This window comes from Halocella sp. SP3-1 (assembly GCF_003953885.1).
Lineage (GTDB): Bacteria > Bacillota > Halanaerobiia > Halanaerobiales > DTU029 > Iocasia > Iocasia fonsfrigidae.
Genome location: NZ_CP032760.1, coordinates 3,644,098 through 3,656,402, shown reverse-complemented (window position 1 = coordinate 3,656,402; position 12,305 = coordinate 3,644,098). Strand labels below are relative to the sequence as shown.

General features: G+C 36.3%; 8 protein-coding genes. All 8 read left to right on the top strand.

Going from position 1 to position 12,305, the window contains the following annotated elements; all coding sequences use genetic code 11:
- The first annotated feature begins 9 nt into the window (after positions 1-9).
- The 8 genes from D7D81_RS17515 (at position 10) to D7D81_RS17480 (ending at position 12,284) form a co-directional block, all read left to right on the top strand.
- Entirely contained in the window at positions 10-852 is an 843-nt protein-coding gene (locus tag D7D81_RS17515; protein ID WP_125991313.1) for a carbohydrate ABC transporter permease, read from the top strand.
- Positions 853-1,017: 165 nt separating this feature from the next.
- Positions 1,018-3,210, top strand: a complete 2,193-nt coding sequence (locus tag D7D81_RS17510; RefSeq protein ID WP_125991312.1) for a glycoside hydrolase family 3 C-terminal domain-containing protein — start codon at positions 1,018-1,020, stop codon at positions 3,208-3,210.
- The gene (locus tag D7D81_RS17505; protein WP_125991311.1) at positions 3,211-5,103 is read left to right on the top strand and encodes a sialate O-acetylesterase; all 1,893 of its coding nucleotides are present in this window, start codon (positions 3,211-3,213) and stop codon (positions 5,101-5,103) included.
- A gap of 63 nt (positions 5,104-5,166) precedes the next feature.
- Positions 5,167-7,233, top strand: coding sequence for an alpha-glucuronidase family glycosyl hydrolase (locus tag D7D81_RS17500; RefSeq protein ID WP_125991310.1), 2,067 nt, complete (start codon positions 5,167-5,169; stop codon positions 7,231-7,233).
- A 153-nt stretch (positions 7,234-7,386) separates the two neighbouring features.
- Positions 7,387-8,541, top strand: a complete 1,155-nt coding sequence (locus D7D81_RS17495; protein ID WP_286169885.1) for a family 8 glycosyl hydrolase — start codon at positions 7,387-7,389, stop codon at positions 8,539-8,541.
- Between the two features lie 162 nt (positions 8,542-8,703).
- Entirely contained in the window at positions 8,704-10,323 is a 1,620-nt protein-coding gene (locus D7D81_RS17490; RefSeq protein ID WP_125991309.1) for an extracellular solute-binding protein, read from the top strand.
- A 97-nt stretch (positions 10,324-10,420) separates the two neighbouring features.
- Entirely contained in the window at positions 10,421-11,374 is a 954-nt protein-coding gene (locus D7D81_RS17485; RefSeq protein ID WP_205739270.1) for an ABC transporter permease, read from the top strand.
- A 10-nt stretch (positions 11,375-11,384) separates the two neighbouring features.
- The gene (locus tag D7D81_RS17480; RefSeq protein ID WP_125991308.1) at positions 11,385-12,284 is read left to right on the top strand and encodes a carbohydrate ABC transporter permease; all 900 of its coding nucleotides are present in this window, start codon (positions 11,385-11,387) and stop codon (positions 12,282-12,284) included.
- The last annotated feature ends 21 nt before the right edge of the window (positions 12,285-12,305 follow it).

The following is a 12,305-nucleotide window of genomic DNA, read 5'->3' as shown; positions in this document are numbered from 1 at the left end:
TCATATAAAATGGCTTTTAAGAAAAGTAAAGTAATAAAATATACTTTTTTAATATTATTTACACTTTTTATGCTATACCCACTAATCTGGCTTTTCTTAGGTAGTGTAAAACCAAATAATGAAATATTTACCCCAGGTGGTATTTTGCCATCTAAATGGCTGTGGAATAATTATATTAAGGGTTGGTTTGCTATCCCGGGTTATTCATTTGGGGTGTTTTTTTGGAATACCTTAAAATTAGTATTTTTTGTAGTGATTGGTACAGTAATCAGTACAACAATGGCTGGATATGCTTTTGCTAGATTGAAATTTCCCTTTCAAAAGACCTTATTTGCAATTTTGATGGGGACTTTGATGTTACCACAACAGGTGCTATTAGTACCAAGGTATGTGCTATATTCGACTTTGGGTTGGGTTAATTCATATAAACCGTTAACTATCCCAGCATTTGCAGCCCAATTTGCCGGGGCTTTCTTTATCTATCTGATGGTACAGTTTATCAGGGGTATTCCTCGTGAGTTGGATGAAGCTGCGATAGTTGATGGTTGTGGCCACTTTAGAATTTTCTGGAACATAATTTTACCAAACTGTAAACCAGCTATTTTCAGTATAGGACTATTTTCCTTTATGTGGTCCTGGAATGATTTTCTAAATCAATTACTTTATATCAATGATGTTGGAAGTTTTACCATTTCACTTGGTTTGAGAATGTTCCTTGATAATGCAGCTGCTGTCAGCTGGGGTTCATTATTTGCCATGTCTATTCTATCTCTTGTACCACTTGCAATTCTATTCTTTTTTGCACAGAGGTTCTTTGTTGAAGGTATTGCAACTACTGGTGTTAAAGGATAATCTTTATTAAGAATAACTGTTAATAATAGTAATTATTCTCCGCAGTTTATTAGTTGGAGAAGAAAACATAATAGGCATTAAACCCCATAGGAAGTCAGGGATTTCTGATCAATTAAAGAGGAAAATATATTAAAAAGATAAAAATGTAAATTATGGAGGTAAATAATGAGTAAATCAACAGAAAAGACAGCAATTTATAAAAATCCAGAAGTACCATTAGATGAAAGGTTGGATGATTTGTTAAACAGGTTAACACTTGAAGAAAAACTTACTCAAATGCTTTATTATTCCTATGCGATTGGCAGATTGGGTATTAAGGAATATAACTGGTGGAATGAGTGTTTACATGGAGTTGCACGGGCAGGTGTAGCAACGGTTTTTCCCCAGGCAATTGGAATGGCTGCTACTTTTAGTCCAGAACGTTTATACAGGGTTGCTTCTGCTATTTCCGATGAAGCCAGGGCTAAATATAACGAGTTTCAAAGACATGAAGACAGGGGTATATATAAGGGGCTCACTTTCTGGACCCCTAATATTAATATCTTCAGGGATCCCAGGTGGGGAAGAGGTCAGGAGACATATGGTGAAGACCCATATTTAACAGGCAGACTAGGTGTGAGCTTTATTAAGGGGTTACAGGGTGATCACCCTGTATATTTAAAAACAGCAGCCTGTGCCAAGCATTTTGCTGTTCACAGTGGGCCTGAAAGTGAACGGCATGAATTTAATGCTGTTGTTGATCTTAAGGATATGTATGAGACATATCTACCAGCTTTCCGTGATGCAGTTAAAGAGGCTAAAGTAGAAGCTGTTATGGGGGCATATAGCCGTGTTAATGGTGAGCCCTGCTGTGCCAGTAAAACCTTAATACAGAAGATATTAAGGGGTGAATGGGGTTTTGAAGGTCATTATGTTTCTGATTGTGGTGCTATTGAGGATATTCATCAACACCATCAGTTGACTAATAGCCCTGAAGAATCAGCAGCAATGGCTGTTAATAATGGTTGTGACCTCAACTGTGGTAGGGTATTTGAACACCTCAAAACTGCTGTAGAAAAGGGTTTGATTGCTGAAGATACTATCGATAAATCAGTCAGGAGATTACTGCGCACAAGATTTAAGCTGGGTATGTTCGACCCCCAGGAAATGGTTCCTTTTAATGATATACCTTATGAGTTAAATGACTGTGAAAAACACCGACAGATAGCCCTGGAAACAGCCAGGGAGTCAATGGTGTTGTTAAAAAATGAAGGACTTTTACCAGTAGATAAAAGAGGATTAAAATCTGTAGCTGTTATTGGTCCGAATGCTGACAGTAAACAGGTTTTACTCGGTAACTATTTTGGGTTACCTTCAAAATACGTGACTATCTTAGAAGGAATACAGGAGGCAGTAGGTGATAAAACAAGGGTATATTATGCAGAAGGCTGTGCCTTAGGGGAAACACCTGAGTCTTTCTGGGGTAATCCTCCTACAACTGGTTTTGCTGAGGCTCTTGCCGCAGCTGAAAGGGCTGATTTAGTAGTCATGTGTCTGGGGCTTTCACCTGAATTTGAAGGTGAAGAAGGGGCTGTTGCTAATTCTGATGGTGGTGGAGATAAATCAGATATTAGTCTCCCAGGGTTCCAGCTTGAATTATTAAAGGCTGTCCAAAGAACAGGTAAACCTATTGTATTGGTCTTATTAAATGGTAGCCCAGTTGAGCTTAATTGGGCTGCAGAGAATGTTGAAGCTATTCTTGAAGCCTGGTACCCTGGTGAGGAAGGGGGCACAGCAGTAGCTGATATAATATTTGGTGATTATAACCCTGCTGGTAGGCTGCCGCTTACCTTTGTTAAGTCTTTAGAACAGTTACCACCTTTTAGAGACTATAGTATGAAAAACAGGACTTATCGATATTTAGAAGAGGAACCATTATACCCATTTGGTTATGGATTGAGTTATACTAAATTTGAATATTCTAATCTATCAATTAATAGTAAAAAAATAGCAATCAGTGATGATACGGATTTGACTATTAAGGTAGATGTTGAAAATACTGGTGAAGTGGCCGGGGATGAGGTTGTCCAGTTATATATTAGTCTGCAGGAAAGAAGTATTAGTCTTCCAAAGTGGCAATTAAATGGTGTCAAAAGGGTTCATCTAAAAACAGGCGAAAAAAGGAATATAGAATTCCATATTAAGCCACGGCAGTTAGCAGTTGTAGATGAAAAAGGGAGATACCTCTTAAAAGAAGCCAGCTATAGGATATATCTTGGTGGACAGCAGCCTGATGAGAGGAGTAAAAAATTAACAGGTCAAGGTGTATTATATCAAGATATAGAATTAACTGGTAAGACAATGGAGTTGGTTGATTAAATGAAAGTAATCAAATTGCCGAGGATATTAAGTGATGGTATGGTCTTACAAAGGGAAAAAGAAATTAAGATATGGGGTTGGGCAGCTAAAGGTGAGAGGATTACTGTTTTATTCCAGGATAAGGAATACAGTACAGTTGCTAAGAATAATAATACCTGGGATTTTATCCTGCCTCCTATGCCAGCAGGTGGACCATATAAAATGATTATAGATGGGTGTAATAATTCTATTACTATCAACAATATTTTGATTGGTGATGTCTGGGTTTGTTCTGGGCAATCAAATATGGAAATACCTATCAGTAGAGTCAGGGATCTATACGAAGAAGAGCTTTCCACTGCGTGGAATTCTGAAATAAGGCAGTTTAATGTACCACAAAATTATGATTTCAATGTCCCCTGTCAGGATCTTGAAAGCGGTGAATGGAAATCTGTAGACCCTGAGAACATCCTGGATTTTTCGGCAGTTGCCTATTTCTTTGCTAAGGAATTATATGACAGATATCAGGTCCCAATTGGTTTAATGAATGCCAGTGTTGGTGGTTCGCCTGTAGAAGCATGGTTAAGTGAAGATACTTTACAGGGTTTTCCAGAGTATTTAGAATCAGTGGAAAAGTTTAAAGATGATGAGTATGTTAAGGGTATACTCCAGAAGGATGAGCTTGCTGAGGAAAACTGGTATAGTAATTTATTAGAAAAAGACCAGGGTTTCTTAAATCAAAAAATTGCATGGTATGATTCTGATTATGATGATAGTGAATGGTCAACATTTAATCTCCCTGCTTTTTTTGAAGAATTAGGATTGGGTAATTTTAATGGGGCTATCTGGCTCAGAAAGGAAGTAGAAGTACCTGCATCAATGCTTAACAGGCCTGCAAGGCTTTTGTTGGGCAGAATTATTGACAGTGATACAGCTTATATCAATGGTATTGCTGTTGGTAAAACAGAATATCAGTACCCTCCCAGGAAATATGATATTCCTGAAAGGCTGTTAAAAGAAGGTAAAAATTATATTGCCATCAGGGTAGTTTGTAATAATGGTCAGGGTGGTTTTGTAGAGGATAAACCATATAAAATTACTGCTGGTGAAGAGATGATAGATTTGAAAGGCGAGTGGAGATATAAAGTGGGGGCAGTATGTGAATCAAAACCGGAGACTACATTTGTACAGTGGAAACCGCTTGGTTTATTCAATGGAATGATTGCTCCCCTTTTAAGTTATACAATTAAAGGTGTTATCTGGTATCAAGGTGAATCAAATGATTTGAGACCAGAAGAATATAGAGATTTGTTTAGTAGTTTAATTAGTGATTGGAGACAGAAGTGGAAACAGGGTATTTTCCCATTTTTATATGTACAGCTGCCTAATTATGGACAAAATGTAGACTATTCAGCTGAGAGTAACTGGGCTGTAATTAGAGAAGCACAGTTAAAAGCACTATCTGTTTCCAATACAGCAATGGTAGTAACAATTGATATAGGGGAATGGAATGACCTTCATCCCCTGAATAAAAAGGATGTGGGGATTAGACTGGCACTGGCAGCTCGATTCAGGGCATATGGTGAAGAAGATATCGTTTACTCAGGTCCGATATACAGTTCCATGAAGGTTGAAGGCAAGAAAATAATTCTTACTTTTGATCATATTGGTAGCGGACTTACTGCTAAAGGTGATGGGAAACTGAAAACATTTTTTCTTGTAGATAGCAATAATAAACCCCATAAAGCTGAGGCAGAGATAAGAAATGATAAAGTAATAGTATGGAATGAAAAGGTTAAAGACCCGGTAGCAGTATATTATGCCTGGTCTGATAATCCTGAGCATGCAAATTTATATAATAAAGAGGGTTTACCAGCATCACCTTTTAGAACTGGTGAGTTATGTAGAAAATGATAAATGTGTGAATTTATGGTTTGTTCTGGTGCTTAAGATTATTTTTTTACGGAGAGTGAATAAATGAATAGAAGAAATCAGAGTAATGATTATCAATGCTGGCTGGGATATAATAAGATTCAGGAACAGGAATTATTAAAATATTATAGAGATCTATTAAGAACAATTGTAATAACCGGGGATACCCCGGTTATTAAATCTGCCAGGGAAGAGCTGATAAAAGGAATAGAAGGCTTAACAGGTATTGACCCTATGATTGCTGATGCCCCAGAAGAAAAAACATTTTTAATAGTAGTCAAGTCAGGTAATCCTTATCTTGATAATTTAATTTCTAAAGATATCTTAGCTAAGATTAATGGAGAAGGTTTTCTTATTAAATCAGTAAAAAGAAATGGACAACAAAAGATTATTATCACTGGAAAATCTGATCAGGGACTATTATATGGAGTTTTTAGTTTCTTAAGAATGATTCAGATGGAAAAAGAACTGGATGATATTGAAATTATAAATAATCCAGTTAATTCATTAAGGTTTATTAATCATTGGGATAATCTGGATGGCAGTATTGAAAGGGGTTATGCTGGAAAATCAATTTTCTATAATAATAATCAATTAACAGATAATCTGGATAGAATAATTGACTATGCCCGTTTACTAGCTTCTATTGGTATTAATAGTATTGTTATTAATAATGTTAATGTTCACAGGGAAGAAACTAAGTTAATTGATGATAAGCTGGATATGGTTAAAAAATTAGCTGATATATTTAGAAATTATGGTATTAAGACCTTTCTCAGCATTAACTTTGCCAGTCCGATAGAATTGGGTGGTTTATCAACTGCTGATCCCCTGAATAGTGAGGTCAGAAAATGGTGGAGGTATAAGGTTGAAGATATTTATGCTGAGATACCTGATTTTGGAGGTTTTCTGGTAAAGGCAGATTCAGAACACCGGCCAGGACCTTTTACTTATAAGCGTAATCATGCCGAAGGGGCAAATATGCTGGCAGAAGAATTAAAACCATTTGGGGGGATTCTTATCTGGCGTTGTTTTGTCTATAATTGTCAACAGGACTGGCGAGATTATCAAACTGATAGGGCCCGGGCTGCCTATGATAACTTTAAACCTCTGGATGGTGAGTTTCTTGAGAATGTAATATTACAGGTAAAGAATGGACCCATGGACTTTCAGGTCAGGGAACCAGTTTCTCCTTTGTTTGGGGCTATGGGAGCAACGAATCAGTTTTTAGAATTACAAATCACCCAGGAATATACTGGACAGCAGAGGCATTTATGTTATCTGGTTCCACAGTGGAAAGAGGTTCTTGATTTTGATACTTATGCCAGTGGTAAGGGGTCAACTGTTAAAAAGGTAATAGACGGTTCTCTATTTAGCCAGTTATATGGCGGGATTGCTGGTGTAGTAAATATAGGTGATGATGATAACTGGACTGGCCATACATTGGCTCAATCCAACTTATATGGTTTTGGAAGATTAACCTGGAATCCTGATCTTTCTTCTGGAGAGATAACTGATGAATGGGTAAGACTAACCTTTGGTAATGACCCAGTTGTAGTTGAAACAATATCCCAGATGCTGTTGGATTCCTGGGAAATATATGAGAATTATACATCACCATTAGGAATTGGTTGGATGGTAAATCCAAATCATCACTATGGACCTAATGTAGATGGCTATGAATATTCTCGCTGGGGGACATATCACCGGGCAGATCATTATGGTATTGGAGTAGATAGGTCTGTCAAGACCGGTACTGCTTATGCCGGACAGTATTTTGAAGAAAATGCCATTAGATATGAATCAATTGAATTTTGTCCTGATGAGTTATTGTTATTCTTTCATCACGTACCCTATATACACCAACTAAAATCAGGAAAAACAGTAATTCAACATATTTATGACAGTCATTTTACTGGTGTAGAACAGGCTATTGTACTTAAGAAAAAATGGGAAGGGCTTAAAGATAAAATTGATGAAAAACGATACAGTAACATTTTAGCCAGACTCAGTGAGCAGGTAGAACATGCCAAAGAATGGCGAGATGTTATTAACAGCTATTTTTATAGAAAAGCTAGTATACCAGATGAATTAGATAGGAAAATATACTAAAAATATAGCACCTTATAAAATAATAGTGATATAGCTAATATTCTTAATAAGAAAATATAAAAAATTAACATATTAATATATTTTAGTAAAAACCGATTCTAATTTGAAATTGAAAGGAGTTTATGAATAGTTAACATATAAAATTAAGAAGGAGTGTTTAAGATAAGAAAAGTTGATAGAACAAATAATAAGGGTGCTTTTTTTACAGGAGAGTACAGAAATGTGTTTAAAGAATATGGTTATTCTGAAACTGAAATTGAAGCGAAGGTTAAAGACACCTGGCAGCAGTTATTTTTTGGAGATGAAGATATCAGGTTTTATCACCCAGTTAGTGATGATATGGGGTATATAACTGATACTGGTAACAATGATGTCAGAACTGAAGGCATGTCCTACGGAATGATGATGGCTGTACAGATGGATGAAAAAGAGTTATTTGACCGTCTCTGGAAGTGGACAAAAACCTATATGTGGCATGATAGCGGTAAATATAAAGGCTATTTTGCCTGGTCATGTGCCCTTGATGGAAGTAGGAATGCCCAGGGGCCGGCACCTGATGGAGAGGAATATTTTGCAATGGCATTATTATTTGCTTCAAATCGTTGGGGAGATGGAGCAGAACCTTTTAATTATAGTGAGCAAGCTAAAGATATACTTCATGAAGTTATTCATAAAGGAGAAGATGGAGGAGAAGGAGATCCCCTGTGGGATCCAGATAATAAACTGATTAAGTTTGTTCCTGAGTGTTACTTTACTGATCCTTCTTATCATTTACCCCATTTCTATGAATTGTTCTCTCACTTGGGTAATCAGGAAGACCGTCAATTTTGGTCAGAAGCAGCTGAGGCAAGTAGAGTATATTTGAGAAAAGCCTGTCACCCTGTAACAGGTCTATCTGCAGAGTATGCCCATTATGATGGCAGTCCGGAAAAGACAAAAGGACATCAACACTTTTATAGTGATTCCTATCGTGTTGCCATGAATATTGGGCTGGATTATGAATGGTTCAGGGCAGATGAATGGCAGAAAGAAGAAGCAAATAAAATCCAGAATTTTTTTGCTAATAAGGAAGATTATACCAAATACACTCTAAATGGCAGAGAACTTGTAAGGCCGGATTATTTACATAATGTTGCTTTGATTGCCGCAAATGCTATGGCTGCTCTTGCTGGAGATGGAGAAGCGGCTAAAAAATCTGTGGACAAATTTTGGAATACTCCTCTGCGTAGAGATAAGCGGCGCTATTATGATAATTGCCTATACTTTTTTAGTCTATTAGCTTTAAGTGGGAATTACCGTATCTGGTAGTTTTGTATTATGTTACAGTATAATGAAAGGACTATTTTGTTCAAAAAATATCAGAAAATTATAATCATATAATTATTAAGGTGTTTCCTATATTCTGTAGGGTTGTATATATGTGTAATAGCAAATACAATTGAATTAAAATAAATTAAGGGAGGATTTATTTTGAAAAAGTATAGGATTGTATTGTTATTACTGGTATTGGTCATATCAATAAGTTGTACTGTTATGGCCGGAGAGCTAAAGGAGTTTGATGTATTTATTAGTATGGCACTGCCTGATTACCCTGGTTCAACGATAATTGGTGATATTATCAGGGAAGAAACCGGTGTCAAACTGAACAGGGAATATCTAGTGGGAGACCTGGAAACCAAAGTCGGTTTAATGATTGCCAGTGGGGAATACCCGGATATGCTGGTTGGAGCACATTTTACCGATAAGTTTGTGGATGCTGATGTTTTAATTCCCTTAGAGGATTTAATTGAAGAACATGCACCCAATATTAAGAAATATTATGCAAGACATATGAGGTCTTTGACAAAAGAGGATGGACATATCTATTATCTTCCCCAACAGGCTATTCCTTATGGTGCAGGTGAAAGAAGATACCCTGCAGTTGGCTTTTTTATCAATAAAAGGGTATTAAAAGAGGCAGGTTATCCTGTTATTAAGACTTTTGAGCAATACTTTGAGCTAATAGAAAATTATCAAAAAAAACACCCAACATATAAAGGACAGGACACTATTGGATATTTGAGCCTCTATGATAGCTGGAGAAACTTTGCTACTAATAATGGTCCAATGCATTTAATTGGTTATCCCAATGAAGGTGCTTTTTTACCTATTAAAGAAGCTGGCAAATTTGTTGTAAGGCCATATAATGGAGGGTTTGTTGAAAAGTATTACTATAATAAACTTAATGAGATGTATAATAAGGGTGTAGTTGATCCAGAAACATTTGTTATTAATTATGACCAGTATTTAGAAAAAATAAGTTCGGGGCGTGTACTGGGTACACATAATCAATACTGGCAGATAGAAAAAGCCCAAAATATTCTGCGTCAAGAAGACCCGGATAGTATTATGGTTCCCTTTCCAGTTGTATATGATGAAGCTGTAGAGGAGTTTGTGCGTGATACGCCATATGTTCAAACAACTCAGGGCATGGGTATTACAACCGCCTGTGAAGACCCTGTAGCGGCAATTAAGTATCTTGATTATCTTGTAGGTCATCAGATATTAATCCAATGGGGTATTAAAGGTGAACACTATGAAGTTGATGAAAATGGTATGTACTATCGAACCAAGGAACAGCAGAAATTATTTGACGACCCTAACTGGGTTAGAGATAAATTTGGCAGGGAATATTTCTATGATGCTTTTCCAAGTCTAATTGGCCTTGATGAAAACGGTAATAACTATATGCCTAGAAGACAGGCAAGTATGATCTATGGTGGTAGTACAGACTCTGAGAAAGAGGTTATGGATGCATATGGGATTAAATCTTTTACAGGTCTGTATAATGACCCAAGGCCTGGTGAAGAAGTACCTTACTATCCCCTCTGGACTATTACACTGGAAACGGGTTCACCTGCACAGATAGAGAAGACCAGATTAGAAGATACCATACGTGAATATGTACCAAAACTTGTGATGAGTAGTCCTGATGAATATGAGGATATCTGGGAGGAATATGTAGCCAGGATTTCTAAGCTAATGGAGAAACAGATAGAGGTATATCAGGAGAGAATTGATTGGAGGGTTGAAAACTGGGGCTCTGAATAGCTTAATTAATAGGGAAGGTTGATTAGGTTTTAAGATTGAGGGTGCTTTTACTTATGGTACCCTCTTTCTAAATTATTTACTAGGGAGTTGAAGAATTGTGAATAGTAATCTTTCATTAAATACAGCAAATCTATTAGATAAAGATAGTTTCTGGAAGAAAATATGGAAACAACGGGCCTTAGTTTTTATGTCATTACCCTTTATTATTTATGTCATTATTTTTAAATATATCCCTATCTGGGGTTGGATTATAGCCTTTCAGAATTACTGGCCGGCCAAGGGGATTTTAGAACAGACCTGGGTTGGTTTAGAGAATTTTAGGATGTTATTTGAGGATCCTATATTTTATCAGATATTACGCAATACCCTGGCGATGAGTATCATTAAGCTTGTATTTGGGATGTTTTTTTCTATTTTATTAGCACTAATGTTAAATGAAGTTAGAAACCTTCTTTTTAAGAAATTCACTCAGACTATTTCCTATTTACCACATTTTATATCCTGGGTAGTTGGGGCTAATCTGGTTATGAATATCCTTTCAACAGATGGCGGAATTATAAATAACATATTATTGAATCTTCATATTATTGATAAACCTATTATGTTTATGGGTATCCCTAAATTATTCTGGTGGGTTGTTGGTGCCTCTCATGTGTGGAAAACAGTGGGTTTTGGTGCTATTTTATATCTGGCTTCTATGACTTCGATTAGTCCTAGTTTATATGAAGCGGCTACTATAGATGGAGCCAGTAGGCTGCAGAGAATCTGGTATATAACTTTACCTGGTATTAAGCCTGTAATCATTATTCTTTTTATTATGAATATTGGTCAGTTAATGAATGTTGGTTTTGAACAAATATATTTGTTGAGTAATGGTAGGGTTATAGAGTATTCAAGGATTTTTACAATATTTGAGTTGGACTACGGTTTAAAAATGATGAGATATTCGTTTGCAACAGCTGTTGGAATTTTTAGAAGTGTTGTGAGTCTTGTTCTGGTATTTGGCGCCAATCATGTCGCTAAGCAGATGGGTGAAGAAAGATTAATATAGGGGGGATAATATGCTCTTAAAACCAAAAAGAAAACTGGAAGATATTATATTAGACTCATTTATTTATTTATCACTTATTTTTTTAATTATAATAACACTTTATCCATTTTTGAATACCCTGGCTGTTTCCTTTAATGATGGTTTAGATAGTATTAAAGGGGGGATTTATCTCTGGCCGCGTAAATTTACTACCTTTAATTATAAGACAATGTTAACCAGGACACAAACCTTTCATGCAGCGTGGATATCTGTTGCCCGTACAGTATTGGTGACAGTGTTTGGTACTTTCTTTACTGCAATGTTAGCCTATGTTGTTAGTAGAAAAGACTTTGTCTTAAGGAAATTTATTTCCTTTATCTATGTTTTAACTATGTATGTTAGTGGAGGGTTAATACCGACTTATTTTCTGTATCAAAAACTGGGCTTGACTAATAATTTTTGGGTTTATGTTTTACCTGGTCTGGTACACGCCTTTAATTTAATAATTATTAGGACATATATACATGATTTACCTGAAAGTCTTGTTGAATCAGCCAAGATTGATGGAGCCAGTGAATTAACTATATTTTTAAGGATTATTCTGCCTTTATGTAAACCAGTACTGGCTACTATAGCAATTTTTACAGCTGTTTATCACTGGAATGCCTGGTGGGATGTATTTTTATATAATTCATCAAATCCTGCCTTAAGTACCCTGGCATATGAACTGCAAAAAGTACTGGCCAGTGCCCAATCTATGTCCGGCTCAATGGAACAGGCTATGTCACAGGCTGCAGCTGGAAGTCAAATTACACCAAGGGCTATCAGGGCGACTATGACCATAATTGTTACTGTACCAATTGCAGTTATTTATCCCTTTTTACAGAAGTATTTTGTTCATGGTTTAACACTTGGCGGTGTCAAGGAGTAAGGTCTATTTTATTTAAAATGG

What these genes read in the sequence shown, in the direction of transcription:
- D7D81_RS17510 (WP_125991312.1), top strand. Translation starts at nt 1,018, where the DNA reads ATGAGTAAATCAACAGAAAAGACAGCAATTTATAAAAATCCAGAAGTA.
- D7D81_RS17500 (WP_125991310.1), top strand. Translation starts at nt 5,167, where the DNA reads ATGAATAGAAGAAATCAGAGTAATGATTATCAATGCTGGCTGGGATAT.
- D7D81_RS17505 (WP_125991311.1), top strand. Translation starts at nt 3,211, where the DNA reads ATGAAAGTAATCAAATTGCCGAGGATATTAAGTGATGGTATGGTCTTA.
- D7D81_RS17480 (WP_125991308.1), top strand. Translation starts at nt 11,385, where the DNA reads ATGCTCTTAAAACCAAAAAGAAAACTGGAAGATATTATATTAGACTCA.
- D7D81_RS17515 (WP_125991313.1), top strand. Translation starts at nt 10, where the DNA reads ATGGCTTTTAAGAAAAGTAAAGTAATAAAATATACTTTTTTAATATTA.